Here is a 23,053-nt window from a genome sequence, read left to right as displayed (position 1 = left end):
TCGTGCTGTCTCAGCCTGGCTCATCACTCCACGAGTGAACGACACCAGGGATTGCCTCAGCGTGCTTGCCGGCATGATGAATGACATAAATAAACGTGCGACCGTTTTCTTTAGCAAAATCGACCGCATCACCCAACACCTGCTTGAACTGCTCATCTTCTTGAACGATGGCTGAATCATCAGAGTGCAACCTATCAAATATAAGGACAAGGCCGACCTTTTGGTCAAGCAACGTGTCGCACAAGCAGTCGTACAAACCGTCAAAACCATTGCTGAAAAACTCTGGGAAATCGACGGCCTTCACTGTCGAGCGGAAAACGGCAGACCAACTACGCGCTTTCTCGCAATCCGCCAGACACCAAACTAAGCCAGCCTCTTGAGATACCGACTTTAACACTGCAAGATCATTGTTGAGAGAGAATTCTCCCCCTCGTTCGAGCAACTTACGCAATGCCGCTTGGTCTGCCTTGCCCATACCGACCACCTCCGGAAATAGTCCCAACTCGCGAGCCTTTGCTTGACTTTATACCAAGGCGACAGAAATGCTCAAGCAACTTCGTTTCGCTCAAAATCCTGTGCGATTTAAATTTGCCTCAACCACTGTCAATGCTGTCATGTTCACGATCCGCCGGACCGTCGAGCTTGACGTCAGGATATGAACCGGTGCATTTGCCCCCAACAAGAAAGGCCCAACGGCTACGTTACCGCCCACCACTGTTTTAAGCAGGTTATACGCAATGTTGCCTGAATCCAAATTGGGACAAACCAGTAAGTTAGCGGCACCTTTCAAGGTGGATGTCGGCAGAATACGCAAGCGAAGCGCCTCATCCAACGCGCAGTCGCCATGCATCTCGCCGTCAATTTCCAGGTTTGGCGCTTTTGCCTTGATGAGCTCAAGCGCGTGACGCATTTTTTCACCAGAACCAGATTTACCTGAACCAAAATTGGAGCTCGACAAGAGTGCGATCTTGGGGATGACATTCAAGGCACGCATGCGCTCAGCAGCAGCAATGGTGAACTCAGCAATCTGCTCGGCGCTCGGGTTGTCGTTGATATGAGTGTCTACCAGCGCAATGCTCTGCTCTGGCAACAACACAATGTTCATGGCTGCGTAGGTTGTCGCCCCAGGTCGCTTGCCAATCATTTGATCGATGTAGCGCAAATGGTCACTATAAGTGCCGACAATGCCGCAAATCATGCCGTCAGCATGTCCCATGCGAACCATTGTGGCCCCGATCAAGGTCAGGCGCCGACGCATCTCGACGCGTGACATCTCTTTAGACACGCCGCTGCGACACATGGTTTCCCAGTACGCTGTCCAGTAGTGATGGAAGCGTTCGTCGTAGTCTGGGTTGACCACCTCAACATCCACTGCCAGATCCAGACGCAGACCAAAACGCTCGATGCGTGCCTTTAATACGTCAGGCCGACCAACAAGTATTGGCTTGGCGAGATGCTCGTCGACAATCACCTGAACCGCCCGCAACACGCGCTCGTCTTCCCCTTCGGTAAAGACGATCCGCGCCCGCGCGCCCTCTCTCACGCGCGCCTTGGCGGCGGAGAACATAGGTTTCATGAACGCCCCCGAGCGGTAGACAAATTGCTCAAGTTGCTCAACATAGGCGTCAAGATCAGCGATTGGCCGAGTGGCAACACCATCTTCCATGGCTGCTTTAGCAACGGCGGGGGCGATCCGAACAATCAATCGTGGATCGAACGGTTTCGGCACAAAGTAATCGCGCCCGAATGAAGTATCGTAGGTGCCGTAAGCCGCAGCGACCACATCGCTCTGCTCTTCTTGCGCCAGACGGCCGATAGCCACCGCAGCAGCCTTTTCCATCCCGCGCGTGATGGTCGTCGCGCCAACGTCAAGCGCCCCCCTGAAGATGTACGGAAAGCACAACACATTGTTTACTTGGTTGGGATAGTCTGATCGACCGGTTGCCATCACGATATCATCACGCACCGCATGGGCATCTTCGGGCAGAATTTCTGGATTGGGGTTGGCCAATGCCAGAATCAACGGTTTAGCCGCCATCTTTTTAACCATTTCTGGCTTCAAGACACCACCCGCCGATAAGCCGAGGAAGACGTCCGCCCCGTCGATGATCTCACCTAAAGTGCGCTGTTCGGTTTTTTGAGCAAAACGGGCTTTATCCGGATCCATTAAAGCCACTCGTCCTTCGTAAACCACCCCTTCGATGTCGGTTACCCAGATGTGTTCGATGGGCAAGCCAAGATCTACCATCAAATCCAAGCAAGCAAGCGCAGCGGCACCGGCACCGGACACAGCGACTTTGACATCACTGACCTTTTTACCCACCACTGCTAGTCCGTTCAGAAAGGCGGCGGCAACACAGATTGCCGTGCCATGCTGATCATCATGGAATACGGGAATACGCATGCGCTCACGCAGCTTGCGCTCAACCGTGAAACACTCGGGCGCTTTGATGTCCTCGAGATTAATACCGCCAAACGTCGGTTCGAGACCCGCAATGATCTCGACGAGTTTATCTGGATCTTGCTCATTGATTTCAATATCAAAAACGTCAATCCCGGCAAACTTTTTAAACAGGACGGCTTTACCTTCCATCACCGGTTTCGAAGCGAGCGGGCCAATGTTGCCCAGCCCAAGCACCGCCGTGCCGTTGGTGATCACCCCAACCAAGTTGCCACGAGCCGTGTAACGAAAAGCGTTTGCAGGATCTGCAACGATTTCTTCACAGGCCGCCGCTACACCGGGAGAATAGGCCAAAGCTAAGTCACGCTGGTTCGACAGAGTCTTTGTCGGTACCACTGAAATTTTGCCTGGACGGCCCTGCTCATGATATTCAAGCGCAGCTTTACGAAAGTTCTCTTCCATGTTTACTCTGTCAAATTGGTGTTGAAACGATTGAGACAATTAAATTGAACTTGATTCTAGCCCTTTTGTTCAACGAGTCGGTGCAAATGAGCCCAGTGGGTCAAAGGCTTGCTTAACTTGCTGATCGAAGACGGTCACCGCTTCGTTGCAAAGACGAGGATCAAATGCATTATTCAGAGATAGTGGGGTAACCACCCTTGCCGTCCGGGTCAGCCAAATTGTCCAAACCCACGCCAACGTCCCCTCGTGTCCCGTCAAGATGCGTGCCAGATTAACACCGTTCGCCTGCTCTGAATTTAAGGCATCGAGCCGATATCTTGAGGCCCACTGTCCGGCCGAGGTCATCGTCTGCGCAATCGGACAGCGACTCAGTTCAAACAGTTTCGGCACCATCTTCTGTACAGTCGGGTTTTTCAGTGGTTGTCGGGCATTCACCCCAAACTCACCCAAGATCGCGGTAGATCCATCCGCCATCATCACCGCCGCCTGCATCAGGTGACTGCAGTCACCGCGACCGAGGGGCCAGCGTGAGGATAAATCAGAGGCAAGCCAACGAGCGACCGACCAGGCAGGATCAATCGACCCCATCCAATCAAACCCCGCTGCTTGCAATTGAGCGATCCGACACCCCCCGTCGACACGCCAGACATCCATATCAGGCTCAAACTCTTTTGCTACTGCTAGCGAAGCCCATGCCGTGCCGGGTTCGACCCATAAAATTGGTGAGCTGGGTGTCGCAGGCCCTTGCGCCAACCCATCCAGCCAAAGCTGAACGCCGTACTCTCTGCAAAGTGCGTGCGCATGCCAGACATCGTTTTGCGAAGCCGGCACTAAGCGTGCCACTTTCACGTATTCATCCGTATCCCATGTCGTTTTACCTTGCGTCGACCTTGCCAGCCGCGTACAAAAGCGACCCCATCGCGAGGGGGGGGTTCGTCGACCAAACAGGAAGTTACGTCGGGATGTCGGCATGACCACTACAATTCAGAAGAGTTAACGGAGAAATTATTCATGATCAAGCTCGCTGCCCGTATGAGCGAAACCATTACCTTTCACGCGGTCGAAGTTTTCAAAGAGGCGTTGGCGCTAAGAAATCAAGGTCACGATGTCATCAGTTTAAGCGTTGGTGAACCAGACTTCACCGCTGCCCCGCTCGTTGTCGAGGCGGCGAATCGTGCCACAACAGCAGGCCTCGGTGGCTACAGCGCCCCAGCTGGCCTTGCCGCGTTGAGAGAAGCAATTGCAAGATTCTATGGCAGTCACCTGGGCGCAGCGGTAGACCCATCGCGTGTCATCGTCACCAGCGGCGCCAGCAGTGCCTTGTCGCTAGCCGCCATGGCGGTGGTCAATCCGGGTGACGAAGTCTTGATGGGGGATCCTTGCTACCCTCCGAACAGAAATTTTATTTCCTCGGCCGGCGGCACCACCAAACTGATCCCGACGTCTGCTGAGAACCGTTTCCAGTTGAGCGCCGCTGACGTGCAAACCCATTGGGGCAGTCGAACCACGGGTGCTCTGATAGCCTCACCCAGCAATCCCACCGGCACCTCCTTGACGCTCGAAGCACTGGATGCGCTGATCAAAACCGTGCACGACAAAGAAGGCTTTGTGATGATGGACGAGATTTATCTCGCCTTGTCATTCGACGCTAAGCCACGCTCGGCGCTTACACTCGATAACGACTTAATTGTTTTAAACAGTTTTTCTAAATACTTTGCCATGACAGGCTGGCGATTGGGCTGGATGATTGTGCCCGACCACCTCGTCGACCCGATTGAGAAACTGGCGGCCAGTTTGGTCATTTGTGCACCAACGCTTTCTCAACATGCAGCGCTGGCGTGTTTCGAGCCCGAGTCGCTTGCGCTGTACGAGACGCGTCGCTTAGAACTGAAACGCCGCCGTGATTTTCTGGTGCCCGCGCTCAAGAAAATAGGCATTGACGTCCCCGTCATGCCAGACGGCGCATTTTATGTGTACGCCGACGTTTCACAGCACGCGGCAGACAGCATGGAGTTCGCAAAAGACATTTTGGCAAATACGCATATCGCTTGTGTGCCAGGCATCGACTTCGGACCAACGCATGCGTCAAAAATGGTCAGAATCGCCTATACCCATAGTATGGAAAAGCTCGAAGAGGCGGTCCACCGTCTGACGAAATACTTAGCCTGAACTCGCGGACATTTAATCACGGGCAGGGATAGACGCAGCCAGCGCCATGCGGTGGCGCTCGGATTGCACCTTGTCGGTGTAACCACCATCTTTGCTCGGGTCGCTGGCACCGCAATAACACGCTAAGCCAAGCGAGACAGAGCCACGGCGGTTGATGCAATCACTCAAAATATAGGCACCAATCTTGGCACTGATCGCGGGGTTATAAAAACCACTTTCTCCTCGTCCAAACCGGTTGACCTTATCGCGATGGACACTCGCTAAGATTTGCATCAAGCCGGTCGCCCCCCCCCTGGCCCCACCAGCGTAAGGGTTAAATCGCGATTCTGTCGCCATGACCGCGAGCAGCAAAATTGGATCCACCTTGTACTCACCCCCTGCTGTGTGAGCAATGTCCACGAACATGAGGGCCGCATCCTGAGAAACCAGATATTTGCGTGAAATGTAATTAACCAGCGCCTCTACTTGGGTATTACTTAAATCGCGGATCCCATTTTGGGCCGCGGGCGTATCCGTCACATTCACTTGCGCCTGGTCGGCCGAGATTCTTGGTTGAAGCCTGGCGGGGACTACGGCTGGTTTTTTATCTGCGTTTGCCGCTTTATGGCCAGCTGACTCAGGGGGTAGACCCGAACCAGGAATTGAATCTAGCCTAACTGAGGACACTTGAGGGCCTTCTTGAACTTGAGCTAACGTGTCATCCACCTCAGCACCCTCAGGTGCCAGTGCATCAATCACGCTGCGGTGCATCTGTGCCACCTGATTGCGCAACACTGGCATGCCCACGACCATCAAGGTCGAGACCAGCACCGCAATCCCTAGATAAATCGCACTGGTGCGCACCAGTTCAGACAAATTGCGATACAGCCCGTTCGCAATATGGCGGGCCAAGGATACGACGGTCATCACCGACATCTTTTCCTCCCGGTTGTGGCTGACTAGGTGGATGGTAAGCTTCCATCCAAGCAGTAAATGTAACCTTTTTGCGGTGGCTAACGTGCATTACAAAGATCTGCGTGACTTCATTGGACAACTCGAACTCAAGGGAAACCTGCGTCGAATCAAGACCCCCGTCTCGACGGCGCTTGAAATGACTGAGATTTCTGATCGGGTCTTGCGTGCCGACGGCCCCGCTTTGCTCTTTGAAAATGCATTGCACGACGGTGCGCCCGCCGCTATGCCGGTACTCGCCAATCTCTTTGGAACCCCAGAGCGCGTGGCGTGGGGGATGGGCGCAGAAAATGTCGTTGCACTACGTGACGTGGGTGAACTGCTTGCTTCATTGCGTGAACCTACACCACCCAAAGGATTACGCGACGCCTTAGCCAAGGTGTCGATGCTGAAGGCCGCACTGTGGGATATGAATCCAAAAACGGTGACTAGCCCATCTTGTCAAGAAATTGTTTGGGAAGGCAATGAGGTGGATCTGTCTCGACTGCCCATCCAAACTTCGTGGCCTGGCGACATCGCCCCCTTGCTCACGTGGGGCTTGGTCATCACCCGAGGACCAAACGCGCGCCGACAAAATCTGGGGATTTATCGACAACAAGTCTTGGGTCGCAACAAACTGATCATGCGCTGGTTGTCTCACCGTGGCGGCGCTTTGGATTTTCGTGATCACGCCCTAGCTCACCCGGGTACGCCCTTTCCAGTTGCCGTGGCATTGGGGGCAGACCCTGCCACCACGCTGGGCGCCGTGACGCCTGTTCCTGATTCTTTATCTGAATATCAATTCGCGGGACTCCTCAGAGGCGCACGCACGGAAGTCGCGAAGGCCCTTGGCAGCGACCTGAGTGTCCCTGCGACCGCCGAAATAGTGCTTGAGGGCCATCTATTACCCAAATCGGATCCACGGGCTATCGCGCCTTCGATGCCGCCCGGCGGCAACCCCTTACCTCAATCCGATTACGAAATGGCCCTCGAAGGCCCCTACGGCGATCACACGGGTTATTACAACGAGCAAGACTGGTTTCCGGTTTTCACGGTGGATCGCATCACCATGCGACGGCAACCGATTTATCACACAACCTACACGGGCAAACCTCCCGATGAGCCAGCAGTCTTAGGGGTCGCGCTCAATGAGGTGTTCGTGCCTTTGCTCAAGCGTCAGTTTCCAGAGATTGTCGATTTCTACCTGCCGCCCGAGGGATGCAGCTATCGATTGGCAGTCGTGTCGATCCGAAAGCAATACCCTGGGCATGCGAAACGGGTCATGTTTGGTCTTTGGAGCGTCTTACGCCAGTTCATGTATACGAAATTTATTGTCGTCGTAGATCAAGACATCAACGTACGGGATTGGAAGGAAGTCATCTGGGCGATGACCACCCGCATGGATCCTGCTCGCGATACCTTGCTGGTTGAGAATACACCTATCGATTATCTCGATTTTGCCTCACCGGTGTCTGGCTTGGGTGGAAAAATGGGGATGGATGCCACCAACAAATGGCCAGGCGAAACCCAACGCGAATGGGGAACCCCGATCCAAATGGACGAAGCGACCAAACGCAGAGTCGATGAGATCTGGGGTGAGCTTGGTCTGTAGGCTTGCTCAGCGTTGCTGAGATCCCTGGTCTGTGCCTGCACCGTCGCGGGCGCCCTGATAGGCGAACCAGCCCACGGCAGCAAGACCGACGACTTTTACCCACTTGAATTTAGATCGAACAAATAGCCCCGACAACGCTGACAGCACGTAAGGATAATTGCTGATCAATCCAAAGCCCTTGGTCAACAAGCCCAATCCCGATCGACCAGCCAAGCCCCCTAACAAAGGACCGACGGCAAATTTTCCCTGTATTTCACGAACGGATAAAGCGAACGCCTCGCGTTCAAGCATCGCTCGCGTCCGCAAAATTTCAATTCGAACCATACGATCGAATGCCGCATTGTGAGGTCGTCTCATCGTTGATCCCCTTTCTGTCTTTTGGCGCGGTTGTTGTCGCTTGCGTCGTGGGGGGGGGCTTTCAAGCACGCCGCTCGAAGCATTTCCAAGTCTTGCGAAAGCACTTCTACCGACGCTGCAAAAGGCGGCCCGCCGCGACGCACCTGATTGCGCAACTTAACGATGAACACAACCGCTATCAACACATAAACAAGTGCTAACAAAGCAATCGAAAGATACCGGTATTCAGTTGACCAGAAAAGCAGTGCAATCCAGACAGAAAATACCAGCAGCCCGAGCAAGCCGAATAATAAGGCGCCCAAAGCGAGTAATACCGACCTCAGCAAACGTGACCGCTCTTTTGCGAACTCGAGGGCTAACAACTCAACACGGGTTCGCAATAAGGTCGCTAATTCTGCACCTGCAGAGGCTAATGATTGGCGGATGGTCACGCGATTTGTTTACCGACGACCAATCAATAAGCCCAGGACAAGACCCACCCCAGCGGCGATACCTACGGATTGCCAAGGATTTTCATGCACATAGTTATCCGTTGCACGCACAGCGTGGCGGCCTTTGACCAGAGCAGTCTCTTGAGCAACCAGCAACGCCTCGCGCGTTGACTTCAAAGAGGCAACCGCTCGTTCACGCAATTCGGCAGCGCGGTCGCCCGTGCTTTGCGCCGCTTCGCGCAACAATTCTTCTGCCGCGTCTATTCCATGTCGCAGACCCGTAATGACTCGTCCTTGGTCTTGGGTGGTGGATTCTTCCATGGCGCTCTCCGATGACGTGGTTAAAAATCCATCATAGCAGTCATTGAGCACTAAACAGACGAATGACCAGATAGATGGTCAGAATAAAAAAACAGCCTTCTTTCTCAATGAGCGATTAACCAAGCAATCAACGCATCTTCGAAGCCACGCGCATCATTGGCGCGCTCGTGATTGGTCAGACTCACCACGATATAACGCTTGCCACTGTTACCCAAGACATATCCCGCTACTGATCGGGCGTCTTTGAGTAGCCCTGATTTCATGTGGGCGCGAGCCTCCGTCGTCGAGGATTTCAAGCGATTACGCATCGTGCCATCCACACCAAGTATGGAAAGCGAGGATAGATATTCGGGCATGACCGTCGAATGCCACGCTTTTAACAACATTTGCGCTAGGCTCTCAGACGAAATCATGCCAATCCGCGATAAGCCTGAACCGTTGTCGAGCACCAGGCCTTGCATGGGGAGCCCTTGCCTGGCCAGAATTTTTTTCACCGCTTCAGCACTATTTTGAACGGTTGCAGGGCGTCTGCCCGACTCTGCACCGATCGTCAGCAACAAAATCCGAGTCATGACGTTGTTGCTTCTCTTGTTGATCAAACGGATGATCTCTGCCAGAGGCTCAGATTCGTTAGAAGCGATCAATTTTGCATCAGCTGGCGCAATACCATCCTTGACACCCCCCGTCAGCGTGCCACCAAGGTCTTTCCAGATGCTTTTAAACGCCCTGGCAGCGAAATCCTGTTGCGACAGAGCCAGCCTAAACTCATCAAACTCTCCACAAGCACCTGCTACTTGTCCCGAGACCCTGAAACGAACAGTACCCCCTATCGTGATGGTCTCGATATTCACATAAGGTGTGCCTGCGCATTTGCCTTCCTTCCATTCAATATTGCCGTCTATCACCACGCCTTCGACGCCGGGATCAACAAAAGAACGCCACGTCCGCGTGACGGGATCTGGCGTGAACACTAGTCTTAAAGCACCAAACCCAATCATCAGGGCGTCTGGGCTTGCGTTGTAAGGCCTGTCTCCTGCGCCGTCGAAGCTGCCGGGGTCGATCGCAACATCACCAAAAATCGATCTGTCGACAATCACGTCCGAGATTTGGGTGATGCCACGCAGTTTTAGTTCACGCAGCAAACGCCAAAAATTTTCAAGCAACAGCAAGGGGTCGCCACCGGCACGAATATACAAGGGCCCAGACAGCACACCGTTGTTTATCTGCGCATTCGCATCAATCAACAAATCGGTATGCCAAGCGTAGGTAGGCCCTAATTCAGAAAGCGCGGCATAGGTCGTGACCATTTTCATGACAGACGCGGGGTTGCGAACAGCGTCAGGGTTGATGGCAAACAATCGCTGCCCATCAATCTCAGTGACCGTTAAAGACAAGGCGGATTCAGGCAATTTTGTGCGGGTCCAAGCCTGAGCCAATTCGGGTGGCAATTTTCCGTGTGTCTGAGGCTGCGCGGGCGTCTGACGGCCAACGACAACAGCCAATATCAGCGACAACCCCAGAAAACGCACTACATTTTTCATGACTAAGCCCAGCATGTCGCACCCGTTTTTTTTCCTCAAGAGTTGACAGCATACAAAAAACTGAGCCGAACGGCTTAAAATGCGCCCTCGCTAACTTGAGACTTGCACGTGACGGGCTTACTGACTATTAAAGATTTCGACTATGTTCTGCCTGACGATCTGATTGCGCAGCAGCCCGCTGTTGCTCGAACAGCCAGCAGACTGCTCCATGTTGACGCGGCCGGTCAGTTCACTGATCGGGGCTTTATTGACTTGATCGATCTACTCCACCCCAATGACGTACTGGTGTTTAACAACACTCGCGTCATCAAAGCCAGACTGTTCGGCAAAAAGTCGTCGGGCGGCAAGGTTGAAGTGCTCATTGAACGTGTGACGTCATCCCATACGGCCTTAGCCCACATCAAATCGAGCCGATCGCCGCTTGAAGGTAGCAAGATCACCTTGGCGGATGCCTTTGAGGCGATCGTTCAAGGCCGTGAGCACAATTTATTCAAGCTCGCGTTCGATCAGCCCATCCTGGATTTATTAGAGAGTTACGGCAGCACGCCCCTCCCTCCCTATATCCAGCATCATCCAGACGAACAGGACGTCGACCGCTACCAGACGGTCTATGCCAAAACGCCGGGTGCAGTTGCTGCCCCCACTGCTGGCTTACATTTCGATGAGTCAATCTTGAGCCAACTCAAAGAAAAAGGCATCGAACAGGCCTTCGTGACCCTGCACGTCGGCGCTGGCACGTTCGCGCCAGTCAAAGTTGACAAGCTCGAAGACCATGTCATGCACGCAGAATGGTTCGAAGTGCCACCCGAGACAGCTGCGGCAGTTGTGCGTGCCAAACAAAAGGGTGGCAGAGTGATCGCCGTCGGGACGACCAGCGTCAGGGCGCTAGAATCAGCCGCTCAAGCGCAAACTACCAAACTGCGTCAGCAAGCACTTGTTGCACATTCGGGCGATACAAGACTCTTCATCACGCCAGGGTTCAACTATCAAGTGGTCGACGCACTCATCACCAATTTCCATTTGCCGCAGTCCACGTTACTGATGCTTGTTGCCGCCTTCATTGGCCTAGAACGAATGAAGCTGGCCTACCAGCACGCGGTTGATCAGCGCTACCGTTTTTTCAGCTACGGCGACGCCATGTTTTTAGAGAAAGGCCCCGAAAATGCTTAAGTTTGAATTGCTTGCCACGGATGGACAAGCTCGGCGTGCACGCATGACACTGAATCATGGGGTCGTCGAGACGCCCATGTTCATGCCCGTTGGCACCTACGGCAGCGTCAAAGCAATGATGCCGCACGAACTGCACGAGGTGGGATCACAAGTGATCTTGGGCAACACCTTCCATCTCTGGCTTCGCCCGGGCACAGAAGTGATCGCTAAACATGGTGGCTTGCACGGCTTTATGCAATGGTCAAAACCCATTCTGACCGATTCGGGTGGATTTCAAGTCTTTAGCTTGCAAGGCATGCGCAAGATTACCGAAGAGGGCGTTCGCTTCGCCTCGCCCATCGATGGGGCCAGACTCTTTCTCACCCCAGAAGAGTCAATGAAAATTCAGACCGAACTCAATTCGGATATTGCCATGGTGTTTGATGAATGTACGCCGTACATGATCAAGGATAAGCCCGCGACGGTGCAAGAAGCGGCGGTGTCCATGCGCATGTCGTTGCGCTGGGCCAAGCGCTCTCGAGATGAGTTCGACCGTTTATCGAATAACAATGCTCTGTTCGGTATTGTTCAAGGGGGTATGTTCGAAGATTTAAGGGATGAATCCCTGGCAGGCTTAGCCGCGATTGGCTTTGACGGGTATGCCATCGGCGGGCTGTCTGTGGGCGAGCCTAAAGAAGATATGCTCAGAATTTTGACCCACGTGGCGCCAAAGCTACCGGCAGAACGGCCCCGTTACCTCATGGGGGTTGGCACGCCTGAGGATCTGGTGGATGGCGTGGCCCGGGGCATTGACATGTTCGATTGCGTGATGCCGACGCGAAATGCCCGAAATGGCTGGCTATTCACCCGCTTCGGCGACGTAAAAATCCGCAATGCCAAATACAAAGATGACACGAATCCACTCGATTCAACCTGTGCCTGCCACACCTGCAAGCACTTTTCCCTCGCCTATCTTCATCACCTGCAGCGCGCCAACGAAATTACTGGCGCAAGGCTAAACACACTTCACAACCTGCACTTTTACCTCACCATCATGGCTGAGATGCGCCAAGCCATTGAGCAAGGGCGTTTCAACGCGTGGCGCGAGCAGTTTGACAAGAATCGCGCAAGCAAGTCGGTACAATAGCTAGCTAACCGCTTTATCCACAGGAGACTTTATGTCCGCTCTCGCAATTTCAGGCCTGTTCATCGCGCAATCCGCTGACACCACCAATTCATTGATCCAGATGGCTCCAATCGCCCTGATGTTCGCGGTTGTTTATTTTTTGATGATTCGTCCCCAAATGAAACGTCAAAAAGAGCTACGTAACCTGCTGGGCGCACTGGCTAAAGGCGACGAGGTCGTTTGTGCTGGTGGCGTTTTGGGCAAAATCAGTAAAGTCAATGACAATTACGTGACTGTTGAAATCGCTGAACAGGGTGGCACAGCCATCGAAGTCATCATGCAAAAAGGATCCGTGACAGCGGTTTTGCCCAAGGGCACGATCAAAGCGCTGTAACTGTTGTCCCGCCTCAGCGCATCTTGTGCTGAGGCTCAACTCATTTTGTTTGCTTGAACAATGAATCGCTATCCCCTCTGGAAGTACTTGACGGTTTTGTTCGCCGTACTCATCGGTCTACTCTATACGCTACCCAATTTGTTCGGCGAATCTCCTGCCGTTCAAGTCTCAAGCGCTAAAGCAACGATCAAAATTGATCCGCGCATGCTCGATCGCGTGCAGGATATTTTGAAGCAAGCTGGCATTCAGAACACGGGGGCGAGTTTCGAGCAAAATGGTCCTGTCGGGACTGTGCGCGTGCGATTGGCCGATACCGATATCCAGATCAAAGCCCGCGATATTGTCGAAAAAGCACTCAACACAAACCCGAGCGACCCCGGTTATACGGTGGCACTCAATTTATTACCCGCTTCCCCTGCTTGGCTTACCTCACTCGGCGCTCACCCCATGTACCTAGGGCTTGATTTGCGTGGCGGGGTACATTTTCTGTTGCAAGTCGATATGCAAGGGGCGTTGACCGCCCGATATGACGCGATGGTGACCGATATCCGTGCGAACTTGCGCGATCAGAAAATTGATACCAGCGGCATTGAACGTAGTGGCTTGTCCATGATCGTCAGCTTCACCGATGATAACCTTCGTAAGAAGGCAACCGCAGTGTTGCGCACCCGTAATGCAGATTTGCAGTTGGTTGAGCAAAATGATGGCTCAAAGTTTCAACTCGTCGGCACACTGAGCCCCGCGGCCATGACGGCCGTGCAAACCAATGCGCTCAAACAAAACATCGCCACGCTGCACAATCGTATCAATGAATTAGGCGTTGCTGAACCCATTATTCAGCAACAAGGTAATGATCGAATTGTCGTTCAACTGCCCGGCGTCCAAGATGTCGCTAAAGCCAAAGAGATTCTGGGTAGAACGGCGACGTTAGAGATTCGCATGGTCGACGACTCACCGAGCGCCCAAAGCGCGCTTGCATCGGGCACCGTGCCTTTTGGGCTTGAAAAATATCCCGATAGAGACGGTCGTTCGATTCTGGTCCGGCGCCAAGTCCTACTGACTGGTGAAAACTTGCAAGATGCGCAAGCGGGCCGTGATTCGCAGTCTCAACAAGCGGCTGTGCATCTAACATTGGATACCAAGGGCGCAAGAATCTTCAGAGACGTCACCCGCGACAACGTCGGTAAACGCATGGCCATTCTGTTATTCGAGAAAAACCGCGGTGAAGTCGTCACGGCACCTGTCATCCGCGGTGAAATCCCGGGCGGTCAGGTGCAGATTTCGGGCAGCATGAATTCAGAAGAAGCAGCAGACATCTCGTTACTGCTTCGAGCTGGTTCGCTCGCTGCCCCCATGGAAATTATCGAAGAACGCACCATTGGCCCAAGCCTGGGTGCTGATAACATCGCCAAGGGATTCAATTCAACACTCTATGGTTTTATGGCCATCGCGGTATTCATCATCGCCTACTACCAGCTTTTTGGCGTATTTTCGACCATTGGTCTGAGTCTGAACGTGTTGTTGTTGCTCGCGGTATTGTCCTTGCTGCAAGCGACATTGACGTTACCAGGCATTGCCGCCATCGCACTGACACTCGGTATGGCCATTGACTCAAACGTGCTGATCAACGAGCGGATCAGAGAAGAATTGCGTAACGGTGAGTCGCCACAGAACGCGATCAATATGGGCTTTGAGCGGGCGTGGGGGACCATTCTTGACTCAAACATCACTACCCTGATTGTCGGTTTGGTGCTTTTTGGTCTGGGTTCAGGCCCCGTCAAGGGCTTTGCTGTCGTCCATTGTCTGGGGATTCTGACGTCAATGTTTTCGTCAGTGATCGGTGTTCGTGCGCTTGCCAACCTCTGGTATGGTCGCAAGAAAAAGTTGCAATCAATTTCGATTGGCACCGTCTGGAAACCCAAGGACTGAAGGAAGATAGATCATGGAATTTTTCAGAATCAATCGCACGATCCCATTCATGCGCCACGCTGTGGTGCTCAACATCATCAGTTTTGTCACGTTTTTGGCCGCCGTGTTCTTTATTGCAACGCGTGGCTTCCATCTCTCGATTGAGTTCACGGGTGGCACCGTCATGGAAGTCAACTATACCCAGTCGGCCCCCATTGACAAGGTCAGATCGGTGGTATCAAGTCTGGGTTACAACGACTTTCAAGTGCAAAATTTCGGGACTACCCGTGATGTCATGATTCGTTTACCGCTCATTGCTGGTCAATCGTCTGCAGCGCAAAGCGATACCGTCATGAAGGCCTTGAAGACTGCCGACGCAGACGTTGAGTTGCGCCGAGTGGAGTTTGTCGGCCCCCAAGTGGGACGCGAGCTCGTTGAAAATGGTTTGCTCGCGCTGTTCTTCGTGGTGCTGGGTATCGTCGTTTACTTGGCGATCCGGTTTGAATGGAAATTCGCTATCGCTGGTGTCCTCGCCAACCTGCATGACGTGGTCATCATCCTGGGCTTCTTCGCCTTCTTCGGGTGGGAGTTTTCGCTCTCGGTGCTGGCAGGCGTGCTCGCCGTGCTGGGTTACTCAGTCAACGAGTCGGTGGTCATCATGGACAGGATCCGTGAGAACTTTCGTAAAGAGCGAGGGCTATCAGTGCCTGAAGTCATCAACGGGGCAATTACGCAAACGATTTCGCGAACCATCATTACGCACGGTTCAACACAGATGATGGTGATGTCGATGCTGATCTTCGGCGGGCCGACCTTGCATTATTTCGCACTGGCCTTGACCATCGGCATCTGGTTCGGTATCTATTCGTCTGTCTTCGTGGCTGCTGCAATCGCCATGTGGCTTGGCATAAAACGAGAAGACCTGATCAAACCCATCAAAGCCAGGACCGAAGAGACGGAAGAAACCTACTCACTCGATTAACCTTTGCCATGAAGCTGCGCATAGCGCGACACTCGCGCTAAAATAGCGACTTCACCACAATTGCCCCCGGGATGAACACCCGTTTCGGCGCCATCATGAAAAACATAAACACCCCTCTGGCGGGCGATGCCCAGCTATCTCCAAAAAAAGTCTTCATCCGCACCTTTGGCTGTCAGATGAACGAGTACGATTCAGAAAAAATGCTCGATATGCTAGGCCAAGAGCGAGGCGTTGTCGTCACTCAGCATCCTGAAGAGGCTGACGTTATCCTCTTCAATACCTGCTCGGTGCGTGAAAAGGCGCAAGAAAAAGTCTTTTCCGATCTCGGTCGTATTAAACACTTAAAAAAAACCAATCCCGATTTGGTGATCGGCGTCGGGGGTTGCGTTGCCAGCCAGGAAGGCAGTGCAATTGTCGACCGCGCACCCTACGTTGATGTCGTCTTTGGCCCTCAAACCTTGCACAGACTGCCTGAACTGATTGCTCGTCGACGCAGCGAAGGCCGTTCACAGGTTGATATTAGCTTCCCAGAGATCGAAAAATTCGACGCAATGCCACCACCTCGCGTCGAGGGCGCTAATGCCTTCGTTTCGATTATGGAAGGTTGCAGCAAGTACTGCAGTTTCTGTGTCGTCCCCTACACGCGCGGCGAAGAAATCTCACGCCCTTTTGAAGACGTGCTGACAGAAGTTGCTGACTTGGCCGATCAAGGCGTAAAAGAAGTCACCTTACTGGGTCAGAACGTCAACGCGTATCGTGGCAAGATGGGGGACGGGCCTGACATTGCCGATTTTGCGACGCTGCTTGAGTATGTGCATGAGATCCCGGGCATTGAGAGGATTCGTTACACGACGTCTCACCCAAAAGAGATGACGACGAGAATGACGGACGTTTACGCAAACTTACCCAAACTCGTCTCGTTTCTTCATCTGCCGGTTCAATCGGGTAGCGACCGTATTCTGGCAGCGATGAAGCGTGGCTACACAGCGATCGAATTCAAATCGATTGTGCGCAAACTCAGGGCCGCCCGGCCCGGATTAACGCTTTCGTCAGACTTTATCGTTGGGTTTCCTGGTGAAACCGAAGATGATTTCAACAAAACCATGCGTCTGATTGAGGAAGTCGGCTTCGATACGTCGTTCTCTTTTGTTTATTCACGACGCCCTGGCACGCCAGCCGCTGATTTGACGGACGACACTCCACAAACGGTCAAACTGCAGCGATTGCAAAAACTTCAAGCCTTGATCAATGATCAAGCAAACGAGATTGCTCGCGGCATGATTGGCACCATCCAACGCGTTTTGGTTGAGGGGCCTTCAACACGCGATAAAGCCGAGCTTGCCGCGCGTACCGACAATAACCGTATCGTCAACTTTGCGGGTCACCCCAGGTTAATAGGTCAGATGATCGACGTCACGATCACTCAGGCGATGGCTAATACCTTCCGCGCTGAGGCCGTGACGCACGGATTACAGAGTCGCGCATGAGTACCTCAGCAGCCGTTCGGGCGTCAACGAGATCAAGACCAAAGCCGGTCATTGTTCGCTTAGAGGGCAGCAATCAGCAGCTGTCGAATTTGTGCGGCCCCTTAGATGCCAACCTCAAGCAGATTGCCAACGCCCTTGATCTGGATATTTCAAGGCGCGCTGGCAAACTGACCATGTTAGGTGCTCAGGCAGAGGCTGCCAGCAAACTGCTTTTTGTCTTCCATGAGTTAGCAGAAAAGCGAGCGCTCTCTGTTGAAGATATTCAACTGGGTCTGGTCGAAATCGGTATCGGCAGACAAACCAACAGCGCAAATGTTGCTGTGAATGAATTTCCGCCGTTAGACGACGAAAGCGATTCGATTGTTTTGCGCACTCGCCGCAGCGACTTGCGTCCTCGAACGCCTCGACAACGCGATTATTTGAACAATATTCTGAAAAACGATATTACCTTCGGCGTTGGTCCGGCTGGCACCGGCAAAACTTGGCTAGCGGTCGCTTGCGCCATTGATGCCATGGAGCGCGAAAGTGTGCAGCGCATTATTTTGACGCGCCCTGCTGTCGAAGCGGGTGAGCGGCTGGGTTTTTTGCCTGGCGATCTTGCGCAAAAAGTCGATCCCTATCTTCGGCCACTGTACGATGCTCTCTACGACCTGATGGGATTCGAGCGAGTGCAACGATTGTTCGAAAAGCAAACGATTGAGATTGCACCCTTAGCTTACATGCGTGGTCGCACGCTCAATCACGCGTTCGTCATTCTGGATGAGGCACAAAATACATCGCCCGAACAGATGAAGATGTTTCTGACACGAATTGGTTTTGGCAGCAAAGCCGTGATTACCGGCGATCCCTCACAAGTCGATTTGCCTAAAGGTCAACGTAGTGGGTTAGCACATGCGCTCAACGTCCTTGAAGACATCAAGGGGATTGCTGTCACGCAATTCACCAGCCGCGATGTCGTCAGACATCCCTTAGTCGCAAGAATCGTTGATGCCTACGCATTGGCAGAGCAGGCCAATGGCTAGCCTATCGGTATCGGTTCAATATGGCGTGCAAGCACCGGCGCTAACACGCACGAGGCTGCGACGATGGGTGGCTCGTGCTGTAGAGGCTGCACGGGCTGATGGCCTAGTCCCTTTCGCTCACGTCAGCATGGCGATCCGACTTGTTGGCCTCGCAGAAGGTCGTCAATTGAACGCCAGCTACCGCAACAAGGACTACGCCACCAACGTGCTCACCTTTGAGTATGGGCTTGAGCCTGACGCGTCGATCACTGGCGACGTGATTATTTGTGTGCCAATCCTCACCAAAGAGGCAAAGGCGCAGGGTAAAGCCTTTTTAGATCACGCTGCTCACCTGACCTTACACGGCACCCTGCACGCACTTGGCTACGACCATATCAAGGCCCGAGACGCCAAACGCATGGAGTCTCTCGAGATTCAGATGCTCGCGCAAATGCGAATCACCAACCCCTATCTTGCTTAGTTTTGGTGCATCGCCAGCTGGCTTGGGCGATGACACCCTCATTAAGCGAGTTTGGGTTATCCTATCTCTATCGAAATTCTGTCCGACGGACGATGTCAGAACCCTACCCCCCTGCCGACGCTGATGCGCAAACGGCCAAAATATCCCGAAACTCCTTTATCGACCGGCTGCTATCGCGAGTAAGACGCGAACCCGAAGATCGTGAAGACATCATGGCGGTGCTCGAAGCAGCACGCGCGCGCAACTTAATCGATAACGATTCTTACCTGATGCTCAAGGGGGCATTGGCGGTCTCTGAGCAAACAGCAGCTGACATCATGGTGCCCCGTGCCCGGATGGATATGCTTGATCTTGCGCAGCCGCTTGATAAGCTGCTGCCGGTCATCATTGAAACAGCCCACTCAAGGTTTCCGGTGTTTGAAGGCAGCCGAGACAATATCGTTGGGGTCGTGATGACCAAGGATTTGCTTCAATGCATGGTTGATGAAACGCTAACCTTGAAAGAGTTGGTCAGACCAGCGGTCTTCATCCCCGAAGCAAAGCGTCTGAATATTTTGTTGCACGAATTTCGTATACGCCGCAACCACATTGCGATTGTCATCGATGAGCACGGGGGCATTTCAGGTCTGGTGACGCTAGAGGATGTGCTCGAGCAAATCGTCGGTGAAATCGAAGATGAGTACGACGTCGATAGCGAACAAACTATTTTCAATGAGGGTGCCAACACTTGGCGTGTTTTGGCCACGACTGAAATTGCCGCGTTCAATGCAAATTTGAAGGCGGATATCCCTGAAGGGGACTACGACACGATTGGTGGCTGGCTAGCCGATGAATTGGGGCGTATCCCTAAGCGTGGCGATCTTGTTAAACGCAATGATCTACATATTGAAATCATGCGGGCCGATACCCGCAGGGCACTCTGGTTGAGAGTGAGAAGGCGATCGATTAGTCCCAAGGGCGACTGATGTGAGGAGGCCGTCGTGACAACGTTCGCGATCACCACCTTGCTTGTGCTGGCCGGCGCGATTCATGCCTTAAGTTTCGCCATAGATCCTTTGCCAGCGTGGTTAGTCGGACCGACAAATATTGTCACCATCAGTCTGCTCATTACCACCATTTGGATGGCACCCAATCAGCGCGCAGCGCTCTGGAGAGGATGGGTGTTTGGTGTCAGTAGCTTTTGCGTCGGCCTCTATTGGCTCACCATCAGCATGCATATCTCAGGTCAAATGCCATTGCCTCTGGCCGGTTTAGCCTTGTTTGCCTTGTGTGCTTATCTGGCGATTTATCCAGCGATGGCGGCTCATTTGGCTTATCGTTTCAGACCGTCACGCCAAGGGCGTTGGGTGAGCCTGTTGACCTGGGCGGCTGTCTGGACCCTCGCTGAATGGCTGCGTGGGCATCTGTTCACCGGCTTCCCTTGGCTAAACACAGGCTATTCGCAACTCGACACCTACTTAGGTTCGTGGGGCGTCATCGGCGGGATCTATACCGTTGGTTTCGTCACGGCACTGCTTGCCGCTGCAGTTGCTCTCGTGCTCGTCGACGTTATCGGGCAACGCCTCCCGACGCGCGGCACGTTGATGACAATGGGCTGTCTCTGTCTGGTCACCTTCGGTGCGGGCAAGTGGTTTAGTCAGCATGAATGGACCACCCCAGTCGGGGCACCGCTGGCAGTGCGACTCGTGCAAGGGGGGGTCGAACAAGATCTCAAGTTTGACCCCAAGCGAATTCTGTTGAATATCGACAAGCACCGCGTACTAGCAAGCAGCCTTCAACAAAACGGCCCTTTCCCGCGTCTGGTATTAATCCCTGAAACTGCCATGACCGTATTTCAAGATCAAGTGCCTCCAGCGGTTTGGCAAACTTGGGTCGATCTTGCCGCCAAACAGCGCAGCACCATCATGCTGGGCGTACCGTTAATCGATCGACCGCAGCAGCGCTACACCAACAGTGTGCTTGGCGTAGACCAAGACACCACGATTGAGCAATTAATGACTGGGCAAACGGCGCAACGATATGACAAACATCACCTGGTGCCTTTTGGTGAGTTCATTCCTTGGGGGTTTCGTTGGTTTGTCGACTTATTGCACATACCGCTCGGGGACTTTAATCGAGGCGCCGCACGACAGCGATCCTTTATCATTGACGATCAACGGGTCGGCCCCAACATATGTTACGAGGATATCTTCGGCGAAGAGATCGTGAACGCCTTGAACGCGAGTGATCAAGCTACCGATGCAACGATGTTGGCGAACTTCAGCAATCTTGCCTGGTTCGGGGATTCGTGGGCATTGAGACAACATTGGCAAATGGCAAGGATGCGTGCCCTTGAGAGCTCACGTCCGATGTTGCGGGCAACGAACACGGGTGTGACAGGTGGCATTGATCAGCACGGCGAAACACTGGGTGAATTGCCAACGATGCGACCGGGGATACTCGATCTCACGGCACAGGGACAAGAGGGGCGCACGCCTTACGTGCGTGTCGGTAACTTACCCGTCGTCCTGCTGTCACTTTGTTTGCTGATCGTGTTTTATTTTAGAACGCGGCAAAACCGATGATCAGCGTCAAACTCAAAACCATCGGCAAGATAGAAGAAATAGATGCTGCTGATTGGGATTCGCTCGTCGCCGCAAGTGGTGGCTCTGTCATGTTGAAACATGCCTTTCTGCAGGCCTTCGAAAACTCAGATAGCGTCAGTTTGGATACCGGCTGGCAAGCTCAACATTTGCTGTTCATGGATAAAAGCGTACTGATCGGCGCTATCCCACTCTACGCTAAGTCACATTCATATGGCGAGTTTATTTTCGATTGGGCTTGGGCTGATGCCTATCAACGTCATGGCCTGAAGTACTACCCGAAATGGTTATGTGCCGTGCCTTTTACCCCCGTGCCGGGGCCACGTTTATTGACAACGGATGCTTACCGTCCCGCAGTGGCTCAGGGCCTCGTCGAGTGGGCCAAACTCAGCAAGCTATCTTCCTTGCATGTCTTGTACACCGAACCGCAAGACCAACAGGCACTGCTTGACGCGGGTTGCATGCCTCGCACCCATACCCAGTTTCACTGGTTCAATCGTGGGTGGCATTCGTTCGACGAATTTCTATCGAGCTTGACCCAACCCAAGCGTAAAAAAATAAAAGCAGAGCGCCGCAAAGTCCGTGAGGCCGGCATCACCACCAAAGTGTTTACAGGGACGTCACTGAACCCAGCGCACTGGGCATTCTTTTATCGTTGCTACGCCAATACCTATCATCTGAGGGGCAACCCGCCTTACCTGACCCCCGCGTTTTTTGAGCAAGTCGCGAAGGCCATGGCAGATCACTGTGTCATGGCCCTGGGGTATGACGGTGAGCGACCCATTGCTGCCTCATTGCTCTGGCGTGATCAAGCCCATGGTAAACACCGTTTGTACGGCCGTTACTGGGGGGCGTTAGAACATGTTGATTGCCTGCACTTCGAACTCGCTTACTACACCCCACTTGAGTGGGCAATCAACCATGGGATCGATGTGATTGAAGGGGGCGCACAAGGCGAGCACAAGTTGGCTCGTGGCTTTATCCCCGTGCAAACGCAATCGGCGCACTGGCTGGCACATCCAGGCTTCGCTGACGCGGTAGAACAATTTCTTGAACGTGAACGAGATGGTGTGCAGTCTTACACCGACAGCCTCAACTCGCCTTTCAAGCAAGAAATCGGCGACTAAAACGACCTCGTGAGTGATGTGGTCTGCGAGCTGTCAGCGAGGCCGACTTGCGCGAAAGCTGAAAGTTGTGCATAATCTCGCTTCTTCGCTACTGACACACTCTGGGTGACACCTAAGTGCCAAGTCTGAAAGCAATTTCAGTATCTGGGGGTATAGCTCAGCTGGGAGAGCGCTTGCATGGCATGCAAGAGGTCAGCGGTTCGATCCCGCTTACCTCCACCAGTCAAAGTGAAGTGAGTAGCAAAAGTCCTGTCCCCATCGTCTAGAGGCCTAGGACATCACCCTTTCACGGTGAGTACAGGGGTTCGAATCCCCTTGGGGACGCCAGTCTTTCTGGTGTTAGTAGTAAACCGCTGCGGAGCGGTAGTTCAGTTGGTTAGAATACCGGCCTGTCACGCCGGGGGTCGCGGGTTCGAGTCCCGTCCGCTCCGCCATAATTAAAGGGTCCGTTCTGGACACATGGTTTACAGTTTGTACCGGTCACATAGTTAACACTTTGGGGCCGAATGGGTTCTCCAAGGCTTGTACCCTGTGAGACTCCAAATCAAAGTATCCCATATCGTATTCCATAAAACTCACAAGCCACACGTCG

At 53.3% G+C, this 23,053-nt stretch carries 21 protein-coding genes and 3 tRNA genes; 16 read left to right on the top strand and 8 right to left on the bottom strand.

All coding sequences use genetic code 11. The features are described from left to right. Positions 1–10: 10 nt before the first annotated feature. From AC1W8Y_RS07505 to AC1W8Y_RS07495, 3 genes are all read right to left on the bottom strand, one after another. Positions 11–502: a barstar family protein gene (locus AC1W8Y_RS07505; protein ID WP_482013855.1), complete on the bottom strand. Its 492-nt coding sequence runs from the start codon at positions 500–502 to the stop codon at positions 11–13. 63 nt (positions 503–565) lie between these two features. Continuing rightward, on the bottom strand, positions 566–2,863 hold the full coding sequence (locus AC1W8Y_RS07500; RefSeq protein WP_482013854.1) for an NADP-dependent malic enzyme: 2,298 nt from the start codon (positions 2,861–2,863) through the stop codon (positions 566–568). Positions 2,864–2,932: 69 nt separating this feature from the next. Continuing rightward, the gene (locus AC1W8Y_RS07495; protein WP_482013853.1) at positions 2,933–3,835 is read right to left on the bottom strand and encodes a hypothetical protein; all 903 of its coding nucleotides are present in this window, start codon (positions 3,833–3,835) and stop codon (positions 2,933–2,935) included. Between the two features lie 39 nt (positions 3,836–3,874). Between AC1W8Y_RS07495 and AC1W8Y_RS07490 the strand changes: the two genes are divergently transcribed. Further along, a complete protein-coding gene (locus tag AC1W8Y_RS07490) occupies positions 3,875–5,032 on the top strand; it encodes a pyridoxal phosphate-dependent aminotransferase (RefSeq protein WP_482013852.1) in 1,158 nt (385 codons plus the stop codon). A 12-nt stretch (positions 5,033–5,044) separates the two neighbouring features. Here the strand turns inward: AC1W8Y_RS07490 and AC1W8Y_RS07485 are convergent, their stop codons facing one another. Then, positions 5,045–5,947, bottom strand: a complete 903-nt coding sequence (locus AC1W8Y_RS07485; protein ID WP_482013851.1) for a transglycosylase SLT domain-containing protein — start codon at positions 5,945–5,947, stop codon at positions 5,045–5,047. An 82-nt stretch (positions 5,948–6,029) separates the two neighbouring features. On the opposite strand from AC1W8Y_RS07485, the gene AC1W8Y_RS07480 reads away from it, so the two are divergent. Beyond that, positions 6,030–7,574 (top strand): UbiD family decarboxylase, encoded by a 1,545-nt coding sequence (locus tag AC1W8Y_RS07480; protein WP_482013850.1) that lies wholly within the window; start codon positions 6,030–6,032, stop codon positions 7,572–7,574. Between the two features lie 6 nt (positions 7,575–7,580). Here AC1W8Y_RS07480 and AC1W8Y_RS07475 read toward each other — a convergent pair whose 3' ends face one another. From AC1W8Y_RS07475 to dacB, 4 genes are all read right to left on the bottom strand, one after another. Next, positions 7,581–7,931: a hypothetical protein gene (locus AC1W8Y_RS07475; protein ID WP_482013849.1), complete on the bottom strand. Its 351-nt coding sequence runs from the start codon at positions 7,929–7,931 to the stop codon at positions 7,581–7,583. Next, positions 7,928–8,362: a phage holin family protein gene (locus AC1W8Y_RS07470; RefSeq protein ID WP_482013848.1), complete on the bottom strand. Its 435-nt coding sequence runs from the start codon at positions 8,360–8,362 to the stop codon at positions 7,928–7,930. Before AC1W8Y_RS07470 ends, AC1W8Y_RS07475 begins: the two co-directional genes overlap by 4 nt. Before the next feature lie 9 nt (positions 8,363–8,371). Then, complete coding sequence (locus AC1W8Y_RS07465; protein ID WP_482013847.1) at positions 8,372–8,683, bottom strand: ElaB/YgaM/YqjD family protein; 312 nt, start codon at positions 8,681–8,683, stop codon at positions 8,372–8,374. 104 nt (positions 8,684–8,787) lie between these two features. Then, positions 8,788–10,224, bottom strand: coding sequence for a D-alanyl-D-alanine carboxypeptidase/D-alanyl-D-alanine endopeptidase (gene dacB / locus AC1W8Y_RS07460; protein ID WP_482013846.1), 1,437 nt, complete (start codon positions 10,222–10,224; stop codon positions 8,788–8,790). Between the two features lie 108 nt (positions 10,225–10,332). On the opposite strand from dacB, the gene queA reads away from it, so the two are divergent. The 14 genes from queA (at position 10,333) to AC1W8Y_RS07390 (ending at position 22,895) form a co-directional block, all read left to right on the top strand. Further along, positions 10,333–11,394: a tRNA preQ1(34) S-adenosylmethionine ribosyltransferase-isomerase QueA gene (gene queA / locus AC1W8Y_RS07455; protein ID WP_482013845.1), complete on the top strand. Its 1,062-nt coding sequence runs from the start codon at positions 10,333–10,335 to the stop codon at positions 11,392–11,394. Beyond that, positions 11,387–12,520, top strand: a complete 1,134-nt coding sequence (tgt, locus tag AC1W8Y_RS07450) for a tRNA guanosine(34) transglycosylase Tgt (RefSeq protein ID WP_482013844.1) — start codon at positions 11,387–11,389, stop codon at positions 12,518–12,520. Before queA ends, tgt begins: the two co-directional genes overlap by 8 nt. A gap of 31 nt (positions 12,521–12,551) precedes the next feature. Further along, positions 12,552–12,893, top strand: coding sequence for a preprotein translocase subunit YajC (gene yajC, locus AC1W8Y_RS07445; RefSeq protein WP_482013843.1), 342 nt, complete (start codon positions 12,552–12,554; stop codon positions 12,891–12,893). 60 nt (positions 12,894–12,953) lie between these two features. Next, positions 12,954–14,822 (top strand): protein translocase subunit SecD, encoded by a 1,869-nt coding sequence (gene secD / locus AC1W8Y_RS07440; protein ID WP_482013842.1) that lies wholly within the window; start codon positions 12,954–12,956, stop codon positions 14,820–14,822. Between the two features lie 13 nt (positions 14,823–14,835). Next, positions 14,836–15,783 (top strand): protein translocase subunit SecF, encoded by a 948-nt coding sequence (gene secF / locus AC1W8Y_RS07435; RefSeq protein WP_482013841.1) that lies wholly within the window; start codon positions 14,836–14,838, stop codon positions 15,781–15,783. Between the two features lie 95 nt (positions 15,784–15,878). Continuing rightward, complete coding sequence (miaB, locus tag AC1W8Y_RS07430) at positions 15,879–17,270, top strand: tRNA (N6-isopentenyl adenosine(37)-C2)-methylthiotransferase MiaB (protein ID WP_482013840.1); 1,392 nt, start codon at positions 15,879–15,881, stop codon at positions 17,268–17,270. Continuing rightward, positions 17,267–18,292: a PhoH family protein gene (locus AC1W8Y_RS07425; protein ID WP_482013839.1), complete on the top strand. Its 1,026-nt coding sequence runs from the start codon at positions 17,267–17,269 to the stop codon at positions 18,290–18,292. The genes miaB and AC1W8Y_RS07425 overlap by 4 nt, the downstream gene beginning before the upstream one ends. After that, a complete protein-coding gene (ybeY, locus tag AC1W8Y_RS07420) occupies positions 18,285–18,752 on the top strand; it encodes an rRNA maturation RNase YbeY (RefSeq protein ID WP_482013838.1) in 468 nt (155 codons plus the stop codon). The genes AC1W8Y_RS07425 and ybeY overlap by 8 nt, the downstream gene beginning before the upstream one ends. A gap of 92 nt (positions 18,753–18,844) precedes the next feature. Then, positions 18,845–19,717: an HlyC/CorC family transporter gene (locus AC1W8Y_RS07415; protein WP_482013986.1), complete on the top strand. Its 873-nt coding sequence runs from the start codon at positions 18,845–18,847 to the stop codon at positions 19,715–19,717. Between the two features lie 15 nt (positions 19,718–19,732). Then, positions 19,733–21,316: an apolipoprotein N-acyltransferase gene (gene lnt, locus AC1W8Y_RS07410; RefSeq protein ID WP_482013837.1), complete on the top strand. Its 1,584-nt coding sequence runs from the start codon at positions 19,733–19,735 to the stop codon at positions 21,314–21,316. Beyond that, on the top strand, positions 21,313–22,461 hold the full coding sequence (locus tag AC1W8Y_RS07405; protein ID WP_482013836.1) for a GNAT family N-acetyltransferase: 1,149 nt from the start codon (positions 21,313–21,315) through the stop codon (positions 22,459–22,461). The genes lnt and AC1W8Y_RS07405 overlap by 4 nt, the downstream gene beginning before the upstream one ends. Positions 22,462–22,607: 146 nt before the next feature. Next, positions 22,608–22,683 (top strand) — tRNA-Ala (locus AC1W8Y_RS07400). A 29-nt stretch (positions 22,684–22,712) separates the two neighbouring features. Further along, positions 22,713–22,788, top strand: a tRNA-Glu gene (locus tag AC1W8Y_RS07395). Between the two features lie 30 nt (positions 22,789–22,818). Continuing rightward, positions 22,819–22,895 (top strand) — tRNA-Asp (locus tag AC1W8Y_RS07390). The last annotated feature ends 158 nt before the right edge of the window (positions 22,896–23,053 follow it).

The sequence above is a fragment of the Jezberella sp. genome, from assembly GCF_964834465.1.
This window is presented reverse-complemented; position numbering and strand designations above follow the sequence as displayed.